This window comes from Flavobacterium labens (genome assembly GCF_048286755.1).
In the GTDB taxonomy this organism is placed as follows: Bacteria; Bacteroidota; Bacteroidia; order Flavobacteriales; family Flavobacteriaceae; genus Flavobacterium.
Genome location: NZ_JBLVPL010000002.1, coordinates 295,015 through 315,871, shown reverse-complemented (window position 1 = coordinate 315,871; position 20,857 = coordinate 295,015). Strand labels below are relative to the sequence as shown.

Genomic DNA, 20,857 nt, shown 5'->3' with positions numbered 1-20,857 from the left:
GTCAAATCGAGTCCTTCGTCTCCGCTCAGCACAGGCTATAGTCGAGCTGTCAAATCGAGCGCAGTCGAGATTCGTTGATTGGCAAAGGCATATCGAATGTACTTGGACTAGGCTCAGTATAAACTTTGGCCCTATATGGATTAGTCGAATTAATGTAGTATTAAATTAGCCATATGAAATTCTATTATGTATATATTCTTCTTTGTAATGACGACACGTTGTATGTAGGAGTAACTTCTGATATTGACAGAAGAGTTACGGAACATAATATGGGTAAATATCCAGAAGCCTATACGCACAGTAGAAGACCGGTTTTATTAGTTTTTATCAGGATTTTACAGATCCTAACCAAGCAATTGAGTTTGAAAAGAAATTAAAAAAATGGAGTAGAGTTAAAAAGCAAGCATTAATTGATGGTAATTTTGACAGATTACAAGATTTATCAGAATGCAGAAATGCAACGCATTATAAATACAAGCCAGATGTTGAAGAATAATATGATTACGTGGCTCGACTGTACTTCGTTATAGCACAGTATAAACTTTCGATGTGATAAAGCGTCTCGACTGCGCTCGACCTGACAAAGCGCAACTCAGTTAAGAAATCGAGCGCTTCGGCTTCGCTCAGGACGGGCTACAGTCGAGCTGTCAAATCGAGCGCAGTCGAGATTGGTTGTGAATTAAAGAGCGTCTCGACTGTACTTCGTATTAGAACAGTGCAAATGTCTATCTGACAAGAGTAGTCGAGTTGTAAAAGCTAGCGCAGTGGAATAAAAAGCGTCTCAACTGCGCTCGACGTGACAAGAAAAGTCGGGTTGTGAAATCCAATGTAGTCGAGTTGTAAAAGCGAGCGCTTTCAATAGCATAAATAATTATAATACTAGAATTTAAGATGAAACGGTTTTTAATTTTTACCATCAAAATATTTTTGCTGACCTTTTTTGTGTTGGTTGCATTAGATTTAGTATATACAAAAGTGTATTTACAATCCTCCAATAGAGGGAAAATAGAAAATGTCTTTAATTCAAAAGGCAGGGCTTATGATGTAGTAATTTTAGGATCCTCGAGAGCTAATAATCATTTTGTTGCGCCAATGTTTGAAGACAAAGGATTGAAGGCTTTTAATTATGGTATGAGTGGCGGGCATTTGTTTGAAGCCTCATTGCTACTGAAATTAATGATAGAACGGAAGTATGTCATAAAAAATGTGATACTTGAAGCCGATTTGAACTTGTCGAATGAGAAGGAATCTGAGAGTGTGGCATCTAAATTTATGCCTTATATTCACGATTCTAAAGTTATTGCAGCTCATTTTGCACAACAGCCTGATTTTTGGGTTAACTATTACCTTCCCTTTTATAGGTACATTGTTTTTGAACCTCAAATAGGGTTTAGGGAAATGTATAACGCTGCCCTAAAAAAACCAACCAAGTTATTGGATCATTTAGGCTATTATCCGTTGGGTAAAAACCCAAATGCCAATATGAAAAATGACTTGACTAATCTAAAACCCTTGCTTAATAAATACTATGAAGAAATAAAGCATCTTTGCAAAATAAATCATATTAACCTGATAGCCGTTATGACACCCATGTGTACTAATACCAAAGGATTAAATTATTTTGAAAAAGTACATCAGATGTATCCCGAAATTCATAATTATGAAAGTACAGTTCAAGGCGATCAGTTTTTCTCCTCCTGCGGACATATGAATGATGCTGGAGCACGTAAGTTTACGGATATAATTTTAAATGATTTTTTTAATAAATAAACTATGCACATTGCCTTTCTAACTCCTGAATATCCCCACGAAAGAGTAGCTCACGCTGCCGGTATTGGTACCAGTATCAAGAATTTAGTGGTTGCTTTGGCCAAAGAAAAAGTCAAAGTTTCAGTATTTGTATATGGCCAGCAAGAGGATGCGGTACTTGTAGCGGATGGAATGACCATTCATTTGATCAAAAACAGAAAATACAAATTCATGGGTTGGTATTATCATCGAAAGTACCTCCAGAACTACTTAAATAAACACATCCTGTCTGAACAAATTGATGCTGTAGAAGCACCTGACTGGACTGGAATAACTGCTTTTATGCGTTTGAAAGCGCCATTGGTGATTCGGTTTCATGGAAGTGATACTTATTTTTGCCATATCGAAAAACGACATCAAAAAGCAAAGAATTTTTGGTTTGAAAAATTAGCAACTAAAAAAGCCAAGGCCTTTATTGCACCGACTACTTATGCAGGAAAAATTTCTCAAGAATTATTTGATATTAAAAACAAAACTATACAAACTATTCATTACGGATTAGCATTAGAACATTTTGAAAATCCAAATCCTCAACATTTTGAAAAGGGATTGCTGTTGTACATAGGGACCATCATACGCAAAAAAGGCGTTTTCGAATTACCCGAAATTTTTAATAAAGTTAGATTGCAATTTCCGGAAGCGAAGCTAATTTTAATAGGTGGAGATTCTTCAGATGTAAAAACAGGTAGTCATTCGACCTGGCAACTGCTTCAAAAAGAATTTGATACAAATGATTTAGAAAAAGTAAGTTACCTTGGGAAAATACCTTATCAGGATGTTCAAAACTACATTAAACAAGCAAACGTTTGTCTCTTTCCCAGCTTTGCTGAAACTTTAGGCATGGTAACTATAGAATCAATGGCGCTACAAAAGCCGGTGGTTAATACTAATATTGGTTGGGCACAGGAATTAATCGTAGATAGTGAAAGTGGTTTTCTGGTACATCCGCACAATCATTCTCTTTATGCTGATAGAATAATTTCGTTGTTAGACGACATGGACCTCTGCTTGTCAATGGGGGTAAAGGCAAGAAAACGTGTAGAAGCTGTTTTTGACATAGAAAAAATTGTGCAACAAAATATTCTTTTTTATAAATCTATTATTGGTCAATCGTGATTGTAGTGTATCATCAAAATAACCGTGTAACTAAAGTTGTGTCGAATCATAATGAATCAGTTGCTGTTGAGGTGCATTCGAGTATTGCAGAAGTACTTATGATATTGGCCCATCAATTTCCTCAGGATCCTATCGTCTGGTGCCATCAATTGCTGGAAAACAGTTTGAATATGGAAAAGATTGCAACGCTTTTTCATCATAATAAAATGATGCTTTCTTATACTGCAACTGATATTGGTTTCTTAGGAAATGGAATAGGTTTTGTAGAAGAATCCCCTTTTATTAAAGTCAATAAAAAGTGTACTTATCCTACTTGGTTAATGAGTAGTGATGTTGGAGTGATTCATGCTTCAGTACTAAAAATGATTGGAGATACTATAAAAGCCGACGCTAATTTTGATTACTTTTTAAACTCCCTAGCAAAAGTTGGAATGATTTTGGGGTTATTGTGTTATTCAGAACCCAAATTGTTATTAAAAAACGCACCACAGCCCCATCTTCAAAAAGCCAATTTATTTGTTTTATTTCGATTTGTAAAACAGCATTATAAAAAACGTTGGATAGTATTGTTGTTTTTGAATTTGCTTGTCTTCGAAAAAAAAATTCCACTATTTCCATTGTTATATTCGTTGTTTTTTAAAAGCAGAAAAAAAAAGGAAGTGAATTTAGATGCTATTCCGGTTCAATCAACTTTGACCGTTGTAGAAAAAAAACAAATTGATGTTATTATTCCTACCATTGGTCGGAAAAATTATTTACATAACGTTTTGCACGATTTGGCACAACAAACCCATTTGCCGGTTCATGTAATAATTGTAGAACAAAATCCTCAGCCGGGCAGTGTTTCTGAATTGGATTTTTTGACGAATCAAACTTGGCCTTTTAACATCAAACATATTTTCACTCATCAGGCTGGTGCTTGTAATGCCCGTAATTTGGCTTTAAGCCAAGTGGAAAGTGAATGGGTGTTTTTAGCTGATGATGATATTAGTTTTGATGTAGATTTTTTTAAAACTGTATTTTATAAAATAGAACAATTTGGCACTAACATTATCACAACTTCGTGTCTTCAACAAAATGAACCGCAACGCTATAGTATTACGAATCAATCGGGAATATTTGGTTCCGGAAATAGTTTTGTAAAAGCTAGTTGTTTAGCGACGGTATCTTTTGATATGGCCTTAGAGTTTGGTTATGGAGAGGATATTGATTTTGGAATGCAGTTGCGCAATAACGGATTAGATGTTATTTATTTCCCGGAAATACGTATTTTGCATCTTAAGGCTCCCATGGGTGGGTTCAGAATCAAAGTAAAACAATTGTGGGATGATGAAAAAATGCAACCTAAACCATCGCCTACTATTATGTATGTTTTTTTGAAACATTATACAGAACAACAACTTTTGTGCTACAAATTAGTTTCCTTTTTTAAAATAATAAAAAAGGAACCGTTTAAAAATTATTTTGTTTCTTTCAAAATTTTTCAAAAAAAATGGGGTCTAAGTCAATATTGGGCTAATAAATTATAACGAATGGAAAATAGAAAAGTACAAATCAGTTTTCTCATCACACATTACAATAGACCCGATGATTTGTTGCAATGTTTAATGGCTATAAAAAGTCTGAAAGTAGTAGATTCTGAAATTGTGGTGAGTGATGATGCCAGTCAAGAAGAACATTTAAAAATAATACAAGACTACGAAATTGATAAGTTGATTACTTCCAGAACGAATCAAGGATTGGCGGCTAATATAAATAAAGGTATTCGAGCATGTCAGGGAGAATATATTATTTATTGCCAGGAAGATTTTATTTTAAATTCTAAAATAATTGATATTCTACCAGAATGTTTTGAACTATTACATTCTCAAAGAGCTAATATGATTAGATTGAAATCTGATTATGAATTTAAAAAACTCATTACGTTAACTCAAAATATATTTTTGATTCCAAAATTTTCTTTTCAGAATTTTTTAGTGAACGCATATCAATATAGTGATCATCCATTTATCACAACAAGAGAATTTTACAATAATTATGGTTTTTATCTTGAAAATACTTCAGGAGATTATGGGGAAACTGAATACGCGATAAGAATTTTTAAATCTAAATCCAAGATTGCTATAGTACCAAATAAATATATTTCCTCTGTGGAAGGAAGTAAATCAGTAATAGACCGAAATGTAAAATTCAAAAATCCAAAATTTAAAATAAATAAATCATTGATTAAGATTGCGCGCGCTTTTAGATTACATTTAGAATGTATCCTTTATAGTAAATCCAAAAGAGGACTGGTAACCTATAAAAATTTTAGAAAATAATACATGCTAAAAATATACACAGACCAACACTTTATTACACCGGAAAACCGAAGATGTGTTTTTCCGTTATTGTTTGATTTGTGTTATACAAAAAATGAGCAATTGTTAAGAAAGTATGAGTTGGTCACCCAAATGGAGGAAGCAGTTGTTGTAATTGTACCATTAGATATCAGTGAATATTTTCAAAAAAAACAGAAGCAATGGCTTTTTGATTATATAGACAAAGCTATTGCATTGCATAAAAAAGTATGGGTTTATACCGCTGGTGATTATGGATTGACTTTAAATAAAGCGGTTTATACTTTTAGATTAAGTGGTTTTAATTCAAAATTTGATGCCAACACCTTTATTTTGCCTTCCTTCATTGAAGATCCTTATGCTATTATTCAAAACCAATTTCAACCTATTCCTAAAAATCCATTACCCAGAATTGGTTTTGTAGGTCACGCAAGTAACTCGTGGACTAAATGGGTAAAAGAAGTATTGGTTTTTTTATTACACAATTACAAGCGATTGACCAAAGTGCTCTTTACTGATTATCAACATTTTTATCCTTCTAGTATAAAACGCTACAAGTACTTGTCTTTATTGCAGAAAAATAATCAAATTGAAACTGATTTTGTTTTTAGAAATCAATACCGAGCCGGAGTAAAAACAGCACAGGATAAACAGAAAACAATTCAGGATTTTTTTAAAAATATAGCTGCCAATCCCTACACATTTTGTCTTAGAGGAGCCGGTAATTATTCTGTACGATTTTATGAAACCCTTGCCATGGGAAGGATTCCTTTTGTTATAGATACTGATTTTAGATTACCTTTGGAAGGGATTGTCAATTGGGAAGCACATTGTATCCTTGCTTCTGACACAAACATTTGTGAGGCATTAATAGCTTTTCATCAAAAAACAACTGCTGAAGATTTTGAAAAGATGCAAGTTAATAACCGTAATTTGTGGCTTCAATTATTGAATAGAGAATCGTATTTTACAACGCTTTCTACTCTTTTTAACGAAAAAATATAAATGAAATTTACTCTGATTATTTGCACCTATATGCGTCCGAAACCTCTTTTGCAATTACTGCAATCTGTTATCGGGCAAACGGTTTATCCTGATGAAATTATAATTGTTGATGGTTCCTTAAATCAGGATACCGAAACAGTTTTGAATCAAAATCCTTTCAAAAACCTACACTATTATTTAGTGGAACCTGAGCATAGAGGTCTTACGAAACAGCGTAATTATGGTGTAGCTAAAGTAAATGAAGGAATTGACATTGTTTGTTTTTTAGACGATGATACCGTTTTAGAAAAAGACTATTTTGAACAAATTTTGAAAACCTACACGGATTATCCGCAAGCGTTGGGTGTGGGAGGTTACATTTGCAATGAGAATAAATTTCAATTTGTAGGACCTAATTATCAGCCTACAATCCAAGAATTTTATTTTGACGGATGGAAGCAAAAAGACGGCAGTCGTTTTATCCTGCGTAAAAAATTAGGATTGGACAGTGATTGTCCACCGGGTTATTCATCACTGTATTCTCACGGTCGCAGTGTGGGCTTTTTACCTCCAAATGGTAAAACTTATGAAGTAGAAATGCTGATGGGAGGGGTTTCCTCTTTTAGAAAAAAAGTTTTTGACACGCTACATTTTTCGACTTTTTTTGAAGGCTATGGTTTGTATGAAGATGCTGATTTTACCCTAAGAGCCGCTAAAATAGGTAAGTTATACTTGAATACAGCGGCGAGACTAAACCATTATCATGATGCTGCAGGTAGGCCTAATCAATATAAATATGGAACAATGGTGGTGCGTAACGGATGGTATGTATGGCGTACCAAAAACCCAAGTCCCACATTGAAACATCAATTAAAATGGCATGCTATAACTTTACTTTTAACTGGAATACGATACAGTAATGTGCTTACGACAAGCAATAAAAAAGAAGCCTTAACCGAAGCTTTAGGAAGAACTGCGGGGTGGTGGAGTTTATGGATTAATAAGCCGAAGTAAGTTTTAATGAAAGTAATGCATTCCATATTTAGTTCCCAATAGGTAATGACAAGATTATGATAGAAATACAAGTATTGAATATTCCTAATTTTTATTCTTCTTACTATTTGTTAGGATTGAATCAAGAGTATAAGGTCAAATTCAAAATGGACCCTAGTTTTGCTAAGTTCAATAACAAGCCCCTACTGATTTTTAAGGTTAATAATACAATATCCGTAATAGATAATGATGATCCTACAGGAGTTCATCCAGAATTATATGATTTAGCCAGTATTTATTTTGTGACTAATAAGCTTATTAATCATGATTCTTATAAACAACCAAAAGTTAAACCACTTTATCCTCATTATCCCGTTAATATTGTTCTGCTTTATTGTCGTGTTTTTGGATTTGATCTGTTTCGTTATTTGAAATTAAAAGAGGTATTGCAGCAAATTTATATTCTTCTAAGAAGGCCTTTGTATTTGCAGTACCAAAAAAGTTTTAAAAAAGATAATTTTATTTTTTTCTCTTCTAATATTTGGAAAAAAGAACCAGAAACCAATCAAATTCGTGCTGAGTTTATTCGTTTTTGTAAAGCAGATAACAGAATAGTATTTAAAGGTGGATTTATACCTCGGTCTGATGGGAATAATTATGGATTTGATAATGAACTTAACGATGAAAAATATTCTCCCAGAATGTTCTCAAAGTTAAGCGCCAGATCTAAAATTGCATTAAATAATCCTGCAGTTTGTGGAGCGGTTAGCTGGAGATTAGCTGAATATTTAAATCAAGGTTTATTTGTTATGTCATTTCCTTTTAAAATTGAATTGCCTAAAAATTTAACACAGCATACCGAAGCTCATTTTATAGAAAAAACAACAGAATTCAAACCACTTTTAGATAAAATAATTGATAATGCGGACTATCATGAAACAATAGCCGCTAATGGTAAAATTTATTTTGATAGGTTTTGTACCCCATCGGCACAAGCAAAATACGTGGTTGAGTCTGTATTAAATAGTGAGTCAACTTTAAAAAACAATTCGAAACTGTAATAGTTAAAATATGAAGTTCGCAATATTTACTCATGTCCCACATTCTAAAGCTGATAATCAATATTATGCTTATGCTCCCTATGTTAGAGAAATGAATGTTTGGGGGGAAAATGTAGATGAATTAGTTATTGTTGCCCCTTTTTTTATTGGTGATGCAACTGCAATTGACAGTTCGTATGTACATCCCAAAATAGAGTTTATAACCGTATCAAATTTTGATATCCTATCGCTTAAATCTATTTTGCGGACTATTTTGAAACTTCCAGGCTTACTATTTATTCTTTTTAAAGCGATGCAATCTGCTGATCACATTCATTTGCGCTGTCCCGGGAATATTGGTTTTTTAGCTTGTATAGTACAAATTGTATTTCCGAATAAGCCTAAAACTGCAAAATATGCAGGTAATTGGGATCCTAAATCCAAACAACCTTTGACCTATAAATTGCAACAATGGATTTTGAATAATACTTTTTTAACCCGAAATATGCAGGTTTTGGTTTACGGTGAGTGGGAAGGCACGAGCCAAAATATAAAACCTTTTTTTACAGCTTCCTATACAACCCATGATATAGTACCTGTAGCTCAAAAAAGTCTGAATGAAATTGTTGATTTTGTTTTTGTTGGTGCCTTAGTTCAAGGTAAACATCCGTTATATGCTATACAATTAGTAGAAAATTTGCATCAAAAAGGATATGCAGTGCGATTGAATCTTTATGGTGATGGGGTAGAACGAAAACTTCTTGAAGATTATATTGTTAAACAACAATTACAAAATATAGTTTCATTAAAGGGAAACCAAACACATGACATTGTTAAGAAAGCCTATCAGAATAGTTATTTTGTGATTTTGCCTTCTGACAGCGAAGGTTGGCCCAAAGTAATCGCGGAGGGTATGTTTTGGGGTTGTGTTCCGATTGCTACTTCCGTTTCTTGTGTGCCTTATATGTTGGATTGTGGGAATAGAGGGATTTTATTGCAGCAGGATTTAGAAAAAGATATTGCTAAAATTGAGGTGACTTTACAGGATCAAACCGATTTTGATGCTAAAAAAAATAAAGCTGCTGAATGGTCCAGAATGTTTACACTGGATGTTTTTGAGGAAGCGATTAAGGAGTTAATTGTTTAGGGGATTGAAGTTTAAGGTTTAAAGTTTAAGGTTTAAGGTTTGGAGGGTTAGAATTGGGAGCGATGGGAGTGGCAAAATGTAAGACTCCTTGATTAAGGGAACAAGAAATAAGAGAAGAGAAGCAAGATGCAACATAATAATCATAAAATAAGAGTCATTCAAATTATAGATTCTCTTGAGGCAGGCGGCGCCGAGCGTATGGCAGTGAGTTATGCTAATGCATTATTTCATACGATTGAGTTTTCCGGATTGGTGGTTAGTCGTAAAGAAGGACCACTTTTAAATCAGGTTGACGAAGGGGTATCATATTTATTTTTGAATAGAAATAAAGCCGTTGATTTAAAAGCACTTTACATGTTAAGAAATTATGTGAAGCAGCATAAGGTCACTATTGTTCATGCTCACAGTACTTCTTTTTTTCTAGCTTTTTTATTGAAATTAGTTCATCCCTCGATACAATTAATTTGGCATGACCATTATGGGGATAGTGAGTTTTTATCCAAAAGGCCATTAGGTGCTTTAAAAATTATGTTACCTTTTTTTAGCGGAATTATTGCCGTAAACCAAAAATTGAAAGTTTGGGCTGAGCAAAAAATGAATTTCAAGAATACGGTTTATTTGCCTAATTTTCCTTCTGAAAAGAATAATAGCACGGTACTTACTGTATTGAAGGGAATCGAAGGAAAGCAAATCGTATGTTTAGCTAATCTCAGAGTACAGAAAGATCACTTTTTATTATTGAAAGTAGCACGTAAACTAAAAATATCCCATCCAGAGTGGACTTTTCATTTGGTCGGAAAAGATTTTAATGATGTCTATTCTCAAAAAATCAAGGATCTTATAGTTGCTTTTGATTTAGAAAAAAATGTGTTTCTTTACGGTACCAAATCCGATATTGAAAATATTTTACAACAAGCTACTATCGGGATTTTAACATCACAATCAGAGGGTCTTCCTGTTGCTCTTTTAGAATATGGACGATTAAAAAAACCTGTTGTAATTACTGATGTAGGTGAAATATCCTCGTTGATTATCAATGGCGAAAACGGTTTCCTTGTGGCTCCCCATAATGAGCATTTGTTTTACGAAGCATTAGTTGCATTAATAGAAAAAGAGTTTCTGCAACTCGAGTTTGGCAATTTACTTTATAAAAAGGTACAGGAGCATTATTCAAAAAAAGCTGTCGTTACAGCGTATTTAAATTGGTTAAACAATATTTGTAAATGAAAAAAGAGGATCAATCCTATTTGTTTTTAATTCTTTTCCATGTCGTTCTTGGGGCAATGGTATATGCTGTTCCCTTTATTTCTAAAATATATGGGTATTTCATTTTTATTTTTGGTGTTTATTATGTCATTAAAAGCCAAAATAGAAATAATGAAGCACTTGTTGCGGCTGCATATATCGTAGGAAGTGAAGTTTTTTTGAGGATGACGGATGGTAATCCCTTGTATGAAATTTCTAAATATGGGGTCATGGTTTTTGTCTTTATAGGGATGTATTTTAGCGGATTTTCTAAAGGTGCTGCTCCGTATTGGCTTTTTTTAATATTATTGGTTCCTAGTATCGTCATTTCAACTTTTGCATTGGATTTAGGTACTGATATCCGAAAAGCCATTGCTTTTAATATATCTGGTCCTGTTTGTCTGGGAATCGCTTCCTTATATACCTATAGACGAAAAATTTCATTAGAAGACACTAATAGTATTTTGTTAAGTATGGGTTTGCCAATTGTAACTTGTATGGTGTATTTGACTTTTTATACACCAAATGTTAGAGATATTATCACCAGTACACAATCTAATTATGAAACTTCCGGTGGATATGGACCTAATCAAGTAGCCACTATACTTGGCTTGGGAATGTTTGTTTTTTTTTCCCGTATCATATTGGATAGTAAATCAAAATTTCAAATTTTAATCAATGTTTTTATAGCCTTGAATATTACGTATAGGGGGATGATTACTTTTTCTCGTGGGGGAATGATTACCGGATTTTTGATGATTTTCTTACTACTGTTCTTTTTGTATTTTAAATCTAATTTTGCAGGGAAGGTGAAATTAAATTATATCATAGTTTTATTAGTAATTGCACTAATAGCAACGTGGTCGTATACATCGTTTCAAACAGGTGGGCTTATTGATAAGCGGTATGCGAATCAAGATGCCGCCGGAAGGGCAAAAAAAAGTCAATTGACGGGAAGAGAGGAAATAGCAACGGATGAAATTAATATCTTTTTAAAGAATCCTATTTTTGGTGTAGGTGTTGGGAAAGGAGTTGAAGTTAGAAAATTAGACACCCCGGGGGCGGCTTTGTCACACGATGAAATTACCCGTATGTTAGCGGAGCATGGTTCATTAGGAGTATTAGCATTACTAATTTTATTTTTTACCCCTCTGGTTTTATATTTAGAAAATAAGTTCAATATGTTCTTATTATGTTTTGTTGTATTTTGGTTGTTAACCATTAATCATGCAGCGATGCGAACTGCGGCTCCTGCATTTGTGTATTCTCTGTCTTTGCTGAATGTGCAGTTGGGGAGTCCTAGGAGGGTTAAGAGTGAAGAAGAGTGATCAGTTTTTGGAGTGATCAGTGGTCAGTGTTTAGTAATCAGATTTCAGTGTTCGGTGGTCGATGAGTTATTTATTGATAAGTGCGTTCCGTATCTGTTTTGGACACATTTTAGTAGTGGATAAAACACTCTAATCACTTTCTTTAGGTATGTTAATAGTGTTTATGTTGTATTAAAACGGTCTCTATTAAAATTTTGTTAAAAAAAATAATATTTCTTCCATTTACTTCTAAGCAAAAGTACTAAATTGCAGTCCTAAGCGTAAATACCACCTATGTTTTCAGTCGATAAAATGCATTTTGAAATATCAGAACGAAAGATGATTCTCCGTATTTTTGATGTTTTTTTTGTTTTTGGCTCTTTGTTCTTGATAGGAAATATATTTGATTTTGATTATTTTATTTTGTCTACCAGTAATTTTTATTGGATGCTAATTCTGGGCGTTTATATTAATCTTTTCGGTACTATTTTCGAAATGTATAATCTTCAGGTTGCCAGTAATCAATTTCAAGTACTAAAGAGCTCTATTCTTACTGTTTCAACAACTGTTTTAGTGTATTTACTAACACCAATTTTTTCTCCAGAACTTCCTTCGAAAAGAATTCAGATTGTATTGTTTTATGTAGTGGTGTTTTTGGCTTTGTTTTTATGGAGAATGTTTTATGTTTCGTTTTTAGCCTCTACTCGATTTTTGCAAAATGCCGTTTTAATTTGTGATAATGAACAAGTAGAAGAGTTAATATCCGGATTAGAAAATATCGATCCCCATTATAAAATAATTGCATTTGTTAATGCTGATGCAGCTGAAGATGAGACAGTCGAATTTCCCTACGTTAAAAATATAAAGCGGGATACGTTGTTTTCTTTCGTAAAACAAAATTCTATATCCGAAATTGTAATTGCTTCCCAAAAGACAGATGGAATTACGGCTGAGTTGTATCAGCAATTGCTTTATTTACTGGAGTCTGGAGTTATAATTCGGGAATACACGCAGGTATACGAGAGTAAAACGCAACGTATTCCGGTACATTATATGTCCAGAGATTTTTATCGGTTTTTTCCTTTTAGCAGAAGCAATCACAATAAGTTGTATTTAATTGCTGTTCGTATTTTTGAAATTAGTGCTTCGGTGCTTGGATTGTGTATCGGTTTGGTGTTATTTCCATTAATACTGCTTGGAAACGCAATAGGAAACCGGGGAAAGCTATTTTATACCCAAGAACGTGTAGGCAAAGATGGTGTGGTTTTTGAAATTTTAAAATTCAGAACGATGGTCAGTAACGCGGAATCTAACGGAGCAGTTTTTACCACTACAAATGATTCTCGGGTGACAGCATTCGGTAAATTTTTAAGAAAAACCAGAATTGATGAATTTCCGCAATTTATAAATATCTTAAAAGGGGATATGGCTGTTATTGGCCCTCGTCCTGAGCGTCCTTTTTTTGTAAAGGAAATTGCCGAAATTATGCCTTTCTATGAAACAAGGCATATCATTAAACCGGGCCTTACAGGATGGGCACAAGTGAACTACGCTTATGGAGCGACTATAGATGACAGCTTAATAAAACTTCAATACGACTTGTACTATATCAAACACAGAAGTATTTTTCTGGATTTAAATATTGCTTTTAAAACAATTACCACCGTTTTATTTTATAGAGGACAATAGTATTTATTATTATTATTATTTAAAAAAAATTAAATGATAATTGGAATGCGTTTTTTATTCTGCATTGCCAGTCTTACCAAAACAATTCCGTTAGTAATTATTAATGGCAGTGCCAGTAAAAAATGAACTTTGTTAATTACTACAAAGAAATAGATTGCTAACAAGAGTAAATTTATTAAAGCCAAATTGTAAATTCCTTTTTTGTTTTTTGTCCAATAAAAATAAAGCAATCCTAATAAAGTTGGATTAAAAAGTAAAATATTATAGTTGTATCCTAATTCCAAATGTGACGAATAAAATCCAATAAACGTAAAAAACAGGCCTATAATCGCTATTAGGATGAGGTAAAATAAATCGACACTTTTCTTATTTAAGAATACCATAAACCCAAGGAAAAGTAAATAGGTATACATATTATTCCACCAAGAGCCAGGAGCTTTATTATCGAATTCTAACAGTGTTTTGTTTTCCTGCGCCAGCGGATGATTTTGAAAAGAAACTTTCTTCAGACTTTTTTGCAGTTCAAATGGTAAAAATAGTTGCGTCCCCAAACCATCTACTTTTTTTCCAAAGATGATGCTTGTCCCTAATTTTTCGTAAAAGTGATTGTCAAAATAAGGATAAAGGATTGTTCTGTAAGTGAAGTCAGTATCCGTGTTCTTTACAATTGCGATGGTGTCTAAAGTTTTGTTTATGATGTCAACAACCATCGATGTACAGTTTTTATCAATAAACTTATAGGTATAATGACTTTCGCCAGAGGCTAAAGAAGTATTCAGGTTGTCAAATAATTTTTGCTTCAAAGGGAATGGCATGTTTAATTCCTGCTCATAAACAGATCTTTTTTCATATTGATATTGATTAATGAAATCAGGATAGGAGTGCGCTACAGCAAAATATTGTAAGTCGCCTTTTATGAATTTCATAACGAAATTTGGAGTGTTAAAATCAAATGCGCCATAATTGTATACCACATCAATTCCGTTGATGGTATCGCGTACCCGAATCGCAGTGTGCCCAAAAAGAGAATAGGATTCGTTACCCGTTCCGCAAGTAATTACGCTAACTTGTGTGTTTTTTGATAATTCGATGCTTTGTCCGAAACTATAGCTTGTAGTTGAAAGCAAGAGTATGAAAAGAACTATTTTTTTAAAGGAAGCTATATACATTTTTTGTGGTATTGTTGTTTTTAAATTAATTTCTAAACATTCCCAAATCTACTTTTACTGAAAAAATATTGGAATATAAAGCTGTACTTTGATCACCTAAATCAGTCAACGCATAATCAATCTGGATGCCTTTGTATTTGAATCCCAAACCAATATTTGGTTGAAAGCCCACTTTTTCGGAATTATCCAGTTGTTGTACATTTTGAAAATTACCCACGCCTGCACGAACAAATACTAAATCAGTATAGCCAAATTCAAGACCCATTGCCGGATCGATGCTGACAAAATCTGTCGAGATAAGATCATTCGTTTTGGCAAATCGCATATTCATATTGGCTGCAGCCAAAATACTGTAATCGTATCGTATGATGAACTTTTTAGCGATTCCTAATTGTGCTTTTGGAGCCGTAATCTCAGTGCTTTCGGGTAATTCTTGGTTTTCTCCGGGAATGGAATTGGCAATTTTCTGATATTCGTCCTCATCAATATTCCATACATTATACGTGGTTGTTATATCACGAAGCATTAATCCAAATTTCCAGTTGTTCTTTTCGAATTGTAAACCAACATCAAAACCAAAACCCCAGGAATTGGCAAATTTACCAATGATTCGTCGGATAACTTTTGCATTTACGCCATATTGAAATCCGGGAACAGGTAGTTTTCGAGCATATGAAAAAGTGAAACCATAATCGGCCGTAGAGAAAAGACTGATTCTGTTGTAGTCAATATTACCTTGGCTGTCGATTAGCTCTGTAGTGTTTAAAATATCATCGACACCAAAACGAATTAATGAAATTCCCCAAGCGCTCCGATCATCTATAGGACTTGCGTAGGCCATGTAATCATATTGGGCAATATTAGCAAAATAATTAGCATGCATTATTGACACCTGATGATCCTCCAGATGAATAAGCCCAGCAGGATTCCAATACCCGGAATTTACATCACTCGTAGCAGCCACAACAGTATTAGACATACCTAATGCAGCCGCATCCACGCCGATATTCATAAACTCATTCGAGTATTTTCTGACGGCTTGACTGTAATTTAGCGTACTAACCAAAACCGCTGCAAATAGGAAGCTTTTTTTCAATGGGGTCATTTTTACAAACGATAAGTCTGTTTAATTTTTATCAAAAATATAATTTTTTACTGAGCTTATTTCTTCCTTTCGGTAAATATATCCAAACAAGAAATCACTGTTGAAAAAACTCTATTAAAAAACGTACTTCTCCTTGACTTATTATGCTAAATTTGCCAACTGTGGTTCACTAAATTTTATAACTATGACTATTAAAAAGCATATCCCCAATATTATTACTTTACTTAATCTTTTTTGCGGTTGTATCGCTTTGGTTTTTGCTTTTAACCAAGATTTTGAAATGGCATTTTATTTTGTTTGTTTAGGTATATTCTTAGATTTTTTTGATGGTTTTTTTGCCCGATTATTCAAAGTGTCCAGCCCGCTTGGATTGCAGTTGGATTCTTTGGCAGATATGGTTACCAGCGGTGTTGTACCGGGTTTAGTGATGTCTCAAATGATGATTGACAATTCATCAACTGCTGCGGTTGCTCATTTACAAGTTTTTCCTTATTTAGGATTTTTGATTGCCTTAGGTTCTTGTTACCGGTTGGCAAATTTTAATATTGATACCCGCCAAACAGATTCTTTTATTGGTTTGCCAACTCCTGCTAATGCGCTTTTTATTTTAAGTCTGCCTTTGGTTTTAAAATACACGGATTCTTTATTTGTTATCGAAATTTTGACAAATCAATGGGTTTTATTGGCATTATCGGTATTGAGCGCTTACATCTTGAATGCTGAAATTCCATTGTTCTCCTTAAAAATCAAAAAGTTCAATTTTAAAGACAATGTGCTTCAAATCGTGTTTTTGATTTGTTCTCTTTTGTTGTTAATTTTTCTTCAATATCTAGGAATTCCTTTAGTAATTCTCTTTTATGTTTTGCTTTCTGTGGTGAATAATAAAGTGCTAAAAAAGTAATTCTTTTTGAATGAAAAGAAAAACAGTCAGAAGAAAAACTACGGTTGTTCGTAAACCTAAAAAGAAAGCAACTGTTTTCTCCGGAAAGGTTTTGCGTTATTCTATTGTCATTTTTTTTATTGTATTGATTGTTGCTGTTGGCTATCATTATAGAGATGGTTTAGCGTACTATTTTAGTTTTAAATCGGATAAAATCCTAAGAGAAGAAACCGAAGCCAAGCGCATTTCTGATGTTCGAAATTATCAGGTTTTAGAAAAACACGAGGGGAAAAGTATTGGTTTGGATGTTTCAGAATATCAAGGAAAAATCCGATGGACTTATGTCGACACTTTAGAAAATAAATACCCGCTGCATTTTGTGTTTATTCGTGCTACTGTTGGAAAAGATAGGAAAGACCGTCAGTTTAATAAGAATTGGCTTGGCGCCAAAGAAAATAAAATGATTCGCGGTGCCTATCATTATTACCGTCCCAACGAAAATTCAATTGAACAAGCTGAACTTTTTATTAAAACAGTAACGTTACAAAAAGGTGATTTACCACCCGTTTTAGATATAGAAAAACTTCCTAAAAATCAGTCGATAGAAAATCTTAAATTAGGTTTAAAAAGATGGTTAACTGCTGTAGAATCGCATTATGGTGTAAAGCCTATTATTTATACAGGCGAGCGGTACTATGATGATTTTTTAAAAGAAGAATTCAGCGATTATCTTTTTTGGATTGCTAATTATAATTTCTATAGAGAAGAAATAGCCGAAGATTGGTTGTTTTGGCAATTCACGGAAAAGGCATCAGTTCCTGGGATTAAAGGTAATGTAGATATAAATATTTACAATGGAGATTTACAGCAGTTGCGGTATATTACTGTGGAGTAGTTTTTTTAATGAGTAGTTTTTAGTGAATAGTGAAAAAAAATGTAGAATACTGATGACTTTTTTTAAACTGAATACTGACCACTTTTCTAAAACTCCAATTTTTTCTTTCTCAACTCAAAATTTTGTCCCAAATACACACGACGAACCATTTCATCTTCCACTAATTCTTCCGGGATTCCCGCTTTTAGGATTCCTCCTTCAAACATTAGATAGGTTTTGTCAGTAATAGCCAATGTTTCTTGAACATTATGATCCGTAATAAGAATACCAATGTTTTTATTTTTTAATTGCGCTACAATTCTTTGAATATCTTCAACGGCAACAGGATCGACACCCGCAAAAGGTTCATCTAATAAAATGAATTTTGGATCGGTGGCCAAACAACGTGCAATTTCGGTACGACGGCGTTCGCCACCGGAAAGTAAATCGCCACGATTAGTTCGAATGTGTTCTAAGCTGAATTCTTCGATTAAACTTTCCATTTTAGCCTCTTGTTCCGCTTTGGAAAGTTTTGTCAATTGCAATACACTTAGGATGTTATCTTCAATGCTTAATTTTCTAAAAACGGATGCTTCCTGTGCTAAATAACCAATTCCCTGCTGTGCTCTTTTGTACATAGGATAATCGGTAATATTCAAATCATCCAGAAATATATTGCCTGAATTTGGTTTAACCAATCCTACAATCATATAAAAAGAAGTAGTTTTTCCAGCACCGTTAGGTCCCAAAAGCCCTACGATTTCGCCTTGATTTACTTCTACCGAAATGCCTTTTACAACACTTCGCCCTTTGTAGGTTTTAATTAGATTTTCGGCTCTTAATTTCATTTTTTTTTTAGTTTAATCGTTTAAACTGGTTAACTTTTTAATCGTTTAATTGTTTAATCGTGTCAAATAAACGAATAAACAATTAAACGATTCAACTTCTTAACAAATTATTTGGTTGCGTTTTCTTCCAATGCTTCCCAGAATTCATAGGCTCTACGTAAATGTGGAACTACGATTGTTCCGCCCACAAGAGTCGCAATTCCCATTGCTTCCATCATTTCTTCTTTAGTAACGCCTTCTTTATGGCTGGTTTCCAAGTGGTATTTTACGCAGTCATCGCATCTTAAAACTGCCGAAGCTACTAATCCAAGTAATTCTTTCGTTTTTACATCCAAGGCGCCTGCTGCGTATGCATTAGTGTCTAGATTAAAAATACGTTTTACAATTTTATTATTGTCTGCCAATAATTTTTCGTTCATTCTTGAACGGTACTCGTTGAATTCTTCTATTATATCAGCCATTTAACTTTTTTTTATTTTTTACTACTATTTTTGAAATAAGGATGCTCGCTTCATATATTAACAACATCGGAATGGTTACAATGATTTGACTCACCACATCCGGAGGTGTTACAATTGCTGCCACTATAAGAATAATGATTACGGCGTATTTCCAATATTTTCTTAAGAAAACCGGTGTGACTAATCCTAATTTGGTCAGGAAAAAAATGATTATGGGTAGTTCAAAAAACAATCCACACGCAATAACACTTGTTTTTACTAACCCAATATACGAATCAATACTAAACTGGTTTTTTACTACTGTACTGATGGTAAAAGTGGCAAAAAAGTTTACTGACATGGGTACAATTACAAAGTAGCCAAACAATACACCCAGAAAGAATAGTAAAGAGGATGAAATGATAAAAAGTCTCGCGTGTTTTTTCTCCGTATCGTATAAAGCTGGACTGATGAATTTCCAAACTTCCCACAGAATGAATGGAAAACCAAGAATAAATCCGGCAGTTATACACGTCCAAATCAAAACGTTGATTTGTCCCTCCATGTTCGTATTTTGGATGATGAAAGGCATTTCGGTTACGCAAATACTTTCAGCAAAGCCCAATTGATTTGACAGGTCGCAAAAAAAGCGGTAGGTTACAAAATTAGCATTTGTAGGACCAAAAATGATGACATCAAAAATATAATCACTGATGAAAAAAGTGACTGTAGCCAAAATTAATATTGCAATTGTGCTTCGAACCAATAACCACCTTAATTCTTCAAGATGATCTAAAAACGACATTTCGTTTAAGTTTTTTTTTGCCATTATATTATTCCTTCTTTTAAAATATCGTGTAAATGTAATACTCCTTTGTATTCCCCATTATCAACTACTACTAATTGTGTGATGGAGAAGTCTTCTAGGATATTCAAGGCGTCTACAACCATAGCGGTAGATGGTATTAATTTTGGGTTTTTTGTCATAATATCTTTGGCAGTCAAATCAGCGAAAGAATCTCTGTCGTTTAACATTCTTCGAATATCACCATCGGTAATAATACCTATAACTTTATCTTGATCGACAACCGCTGTTACGCCAAGACGTTTTTCAGAAATTTCGAAAATAACCTTTTTTATTGATGTATCAGGCGATACCATAGGTTTCAAGGTATGTTCCAACATGTCTTTTACACGCAACAATAATTTCTTGCCTAATGCGCCTCCTGGATGGTAAACGGCGAAATCTTCCGGTTTGAAATCGCGCATTTCCATAAGGCAAATGGCAATTGCATCACCCATTACTAATTGTGCAGTTGTACTGTTCGTTGGAGCAAGGTTGTTAGGACAAGCCTCGGCATCTACTGTGGTGTTCAAAACAAAATCAGAACCCTTAGCAAGAAAAGAAGCTGTATTTCCAGTTATTGCGATCAATGTATTTCCAAAACGTTTTAGGAGTGGTACTAAAACCTTTATCTCAGGACTGTTGCCACTTTTTGAAATACAAATGATAGTATCTTCATTTTGTATCATTCCTAAATCACCGTGAATAGCCTCTGAGGCATGAAGAAATAGTGATGGTGTTCCGGTAGAATTAAAAGTAGCTACCATTTTTTGGGCAATAATAGCACTTTTTCCTATCCCTGTAACCACTAGTCTTCCTTTGGAATTATAGATGTTTTGTGTCGCTTCAATGAAGTTTTCATCAAGAAAATCAGTTAGTTTGGCAATAGATTGGCTTTCCGATAAAATAGTTTTTTTGGCGCTAGCCAATATATTTTCTTTAGATATCAAAACAGAATAATTAAAATTTGTATGTGTAAAAGAAATTTGTACCTTTAGGTGTTGCAAATTTATACAAAATACCACATA

The 20,857-nt window shown here is 33.7% G+C and carries 20 protein-coding genes; 14 read left to right on the top strand and 6 right to left on the bottom strand.

The window, feature by feature from the left end; all coding sequences use genetic code 11:
- The first annotated feature begins 173 nt into the window (after positions 1 to 173).
- The 12 genes from ACNQF8_RS07955 to ACNQF8_RS07900 all read left to right on the top strand — a co-directional run bounded on the left by ACNQF8_RS07955 (position 174) and on the right by ACNQF8_RS07900 (position 13,669).
- A complete protein-coding gene (locus tag ACNQF8_RS07955; RefSeq protein ID WP_417953201.1) occupies positions 174 to 377 on the top strand; it encodes a GIY-YIG nuclease family protein in 204 nt (67 codons plus the stop codon).
- Between the two features lie 514 nt (positions 378 to 891).
- Entirely contained in the window at positions 892 to 1,770 is an 879-nt protein-coding gene (locus ACNQF8_RS07950) for a hypothetical protein (protein WP_417953200.1), read from the top strand.
- Between the two features lie 3 nt (positions 1,771 to 1,773).
- Complete coding sequence (locus tag ACNQF8_RS07945; protein ID WP_417953199.1) at positions 1,774 to 2,925, top strand: glycosyltransferase family 4 protein; 1,152 nt, start codon at positions 1,774 to 1,776, stop codon at positions 2,923 to 2,925.
- 5 nt (positions 2,926 to 2,930) lie between these two features.
- Positions 2,931 to 4,454, top strand: coding sequence for a glycosyltransferase family 2 protein (locus tag ACNQF8_RS07940; RefSeq protein WP_417953198.1), 1,524 nt, complete (start codon positions 2,931 to 2,933; stop codon positions 4,452 to 4,454).
- Between the two features lie 3 nt (positions 4,455 to 4,457).
- Positions 4,458 to 5,246 (top strand): glycosyltransferase family 2 protein, encoded by a 789-nt coding sequence (locus ACNQF8_RS07935; RefSeq protein WP_417953197.1) that lies wholly within the window; start codon positions 4,458 to 4,460, stop codon positions 5,244 to 5,246.
- Between the two features lie 3 nt (positions 5,247 to 5,249).
- Entirely contained in the window at positions 5,250 to 6,269 is a 1,020-nt protein-coding gene (locus tag ACNQF8_RS07930; RefSeq protein WP_417953196.1) for a hypothetical protein, read from the top strand.
- Positions 6,270 to 7,262 carry a glycosyltransferase family 2 protein gene (locus tag ACNQF8_RS07925; protein ID WP_417953195.1) on the top strand — a complete coding sequence of 331 codons (993 nt, stop codon included), beginning with the start codon at positions 6,270 to 6,272 and terminating at the stop codon, positions 7,260 to 7,262.
- Between the two features lie 56 nt (positions 7,263 to 7,318).
- Positions 7,319 to 8,302, top strand: a complete 984-nt coding sequence (locus ACNQF8_RS07920; RefSeq protein WP_417951881.1) for a hypothetical protein — start codon at positions 7,319 to 7,321, stop codon at positions 8,300 to 8,302.
- 10 nt (positions 8,303 to 8,312) lie between these two features.
- Positions 8,313 to 9,428 carry a glycosyltransferase gene (locus ACNQF8_RS07915; protein WP_417951880.1) on the top strand — a complete coding sequence of 372 codons (1,116 nt, stop codon included), beginning with the start codon at positions 8,313 to 8,315 and terminating at the stop codon, positions 9,426 to 9,428.
- 126 nt (positions 9,429 to 9,554) lie between these two features.
- A complete protein-coding gene (locus tag ACNQF8_RS07910; protein WP_417953194.1) occupies positions 9,555 to 10,655 on the top strand; it encodes a glycosyltransferase in 1,101 nt (366 codons plus the stop codon).
- Positions 10,652 to 12,001, top strand: a complete 1,350-nt coding sequence (locus tag ACNQF8_RS07905) for an O-antigen ligase family protein (protein ID WP_417951878.1) — start codon at positions 10,652 to 10,654, stop codon at positions 11,999 to 12,001. The genes ACNQF8_RS07910 and ACNQF8_RS07905 overlap by 4 nt, the downstream gene beginning before the upstream one ends.
- Positions 12,002 to 12,274: 273 nt before the next feature.
- Complete coding sequence (locus ACNQF8_RS07900) at positions 12,275 to 13,669, top strand: exopolysaccharide biosynthesis polyprenyl glycosylphosphotransferase (RefSeq protein WP_417953193.1); 1,395 nt, start codon at positions 12,275 to 12,277, stop codon at positions 13,667 to 13,669.
- Positions 13,670 to 13,698: 29 nt separating this feature from the next.
- Here the strand turns inward: ACNQF8_RS07900 and ACNQF8_RS07895 are convergent, their stop codons facing one another.
- On the bottom strand, positions 13,699 to 14,838 hold the full coding sequence (locus tag ACNQF8_RS07895; protein WP_417953192.1) for a lipoprotein N-acyltransferase Lnb domain-containing protein: 1,140 nt from the start codon (positions 14,836 to 14,838) through the stop codon (positions 13,699 to 13,701).
- A gap of 25 nt (positions 14,839 to 14,863) precedes the next feature.
- A complete protein-coding gene (locus ACNQF8_RS07890; protein ID WP_458552865.1) occupies positions 14,864 to 15,934 on the bottom strand; it encodes a putative type IX sorting system protein PorV2 in 1,071 nt (356 codons plus the stop codon).
- A 193-nt stretch (positions 15,935 to 16,127) separates the two neighbouring features.
- On the opposite strand from ACNQF8_RS07890, the gene ACNQF8_RS07885 reads away from it, so the two are divergent.
- On the top strand, positions 16,128 to 16,844 hold the full coding sequence (locus ACNQF8_RS07885; protein WP_417953191.1) for a CDP-alcohol phosphatidyltransferase family protein: 717 nt from the start codon (positions 16,128 to 16,130) through the stop codon (positions 16,842 to 16,844).
- Positions 16,845 to 16,854: 10 nt separating this feature from the next.
- Positions 16,855 to 17,718, top strand: coding sequence for a glycoside hydrolase family 25 protein (locus ACNQF8_RS07880; protein WP_417951873.1), 864 nt, complete (start codon positions 16,855 to 16,857; stop codon positions 17,716 to 17,718).
- Between the two features lie 86 nt (positions 17,719 to 17,804).
- On the opposite strand, the gene lptB is transcribed toward ACNQF8_RS07880, so the two are convergent.
- The 4 genes from lptB to ACNQF8_RS07860 form a co-directional block, all read right to left on the bottom strand.
- Positions 17,805 to 18,545 carry an LPS export ABC transporter ATP-binding protein gene (gene lptB, locus ACNQF8_RS07875; protein ID WP_035667905.1) on the bottom strand — a complete coding sequence of 247 codons (741 nt, stop codon included), beginning with the start codon at positions 18,543 to 18,545 and terminating at the stop codon, positions 17,805 to 17,807.
- A 107-nt stretch (positions 18,546 to 18,652) separates the two neighbouring features.
- On the bottom strand, positions 18,653 to 19,006 hold the full coding sequence (locus tag ACNQF8_RS07870; RefSeq protein ID WP_114753020.1) for a carboxymuconolactone decarboxylase family protein: 354 nt from the start codon (positions 19,004 to 19,006) through the stop codon (positions 18,653 to 18,655).
- Positions 18,999 to 19,814: a twin-arginine translocase subunit TatC gene (tatC, locus tag ACNQF8_RS07865; RefSeq protein WP_417951872.1), complete on the bottom strand. Its 816-nt coding sequence runs from the start codon at positions 19,812 to 19,814 to the stop codon at positions 18,999 to 19,001. Before tatC ends, ACNQF8_RS07870 begins: the two co-directional genes overlap by 8 nt.
- Positions 19,814 to 20,779, bottom strand: a complete 966-nt coding sequence (locus ACNQF8_RS07860) for a KpsF/GutQ family sugar-phosphate isomerase (RefSeq protein ID WP_417953190.1) — start codon at positions 20,777 to 20,779, stop codon at positions 19,814 to 19,816. The genes tatC and ACNQF8_RS07860 overlap by 1 nt, the downstream gene beginning before the upstream one ends.
- Positions 20,780 to 20,857 lie beyond the last annotated feature (78 nt).

Bases quoted from the DNA above. Each gene is read 5' to 3' on its own strand.
- ACNQF8_RS07955 (WP_417953201.1), top strand. From the start codon at position 174: ATGAAATTCTATTATGTATATATTCTTCTTTGTAATGACGACACGTTG.
- ACNQF8_RS07950 (WP_417953200.1), top strand. From the start codon at position 892: ATGAAACGGTTTTTAATTTTTACCATCAAAATATTTTTGCTGACCTTT.
- ACNQF8_RS07945 (WP_417953199.1), top strand. From the start codon at position 1,774: ATGCACATTGCCTTTCTAACTCCTGAATATCCCCACGAAAGAGTAGCT.
- ACNQF8_RS07935 (WP_417953197.1), top strand. From the start codon at position 4,458: ATGGAAAATAGAAAAGTACAAATCAGTTTTCTCATCACACATTACAAT.
- ACNQF8_RS07930 (WP_417953196.1), top strand. From the start codon at position 5,250: ATGCTAAAAATATACACAGACCAACACTTTATTACACCGGAAAACCGA.
- ACNQF8_RS07925 (WP_417953195.1), top strand. From the start codon at position 6,270: ATGAAATTTACTCTGATTATTTGCACCTATATGCGTCCGAAACCTCTT.
- ACNQF8_RS07920 (WP_417951881.1), top strand. From the start codon at position 7,319: ATGATAGAAATACAAGTATTGAATATTCCTAATTTTTATTCTTCTTAC.
- ACNQF8_RS07915 (WP_417951880.1), top strand. From the start codon at position 8,313: ATGAAGTTCGCAATATTTACTCATGTCCCACATTCTAAAGCTGATAAT.
- ACNQF8_RS07910 (WP_417953194.1), top strand. From the start codon at position 9,555: ATGCAACATAATAATCATAAAATAAGAGTCATTCAAATTATAGATTCT.
- ACNQF8_RS07905 (WP_417951878.1), top strand. From the start codon at position 10,652: ATGAAAAAAGAGGATCAATCCTATTTGTTTTTAATTCTTTTCCATGTC.
- ACNQF8_RS07900 (WP_417953193.1), top strand. From the start codon at position 12,275: ATGTTTTCAGTCGATAAAATGCATTTTGAAATATCAGAACGAAAGATG.
- ACNQF8_RS07895 (WP_417953192.1), bottom strand. From the start codon at position 14,838: ATGTATATAGCTTCCTTTAAAAAAATAGTTCTTTTCATACTCTTGCTT.
- ACNQF8_RS07885 (WP_417953191.1), top strand. From the start codon at position 16,128: ATGACTATTAAAAAGCATATCCCCAATATTATTACTTTACTTAATCTT.
- ACNQF8_RS07880 (WP_417951873.1), top strand. From the start codon at position 16,855: ATGAAAAGAAAAACAGTCAGAAGAAAAACTACGGTTGTTCGTAAACCT.
- lptB (WP_035667905.1), bottom strand. From the start codon at position 18,545: ATGAAATTAAGAGCCGAAAATCTAATTAAAACCTACAAAGGGCGAAGT.
- ACNQF8_RS07870 (WP_114753020.1), bottom strand. From the start codon at position 19,006: ATGGCTGATATAATAGAAGAATTCAACGAGTACCGTTCAAGAATGAAC.
- tatC (WP_417951872.1), bottom strand. From the start codon at position 19,814: ATGGCAAAAAAAAACTTAAACGAAATGTCGTTTTTAGATCATCTTGAA.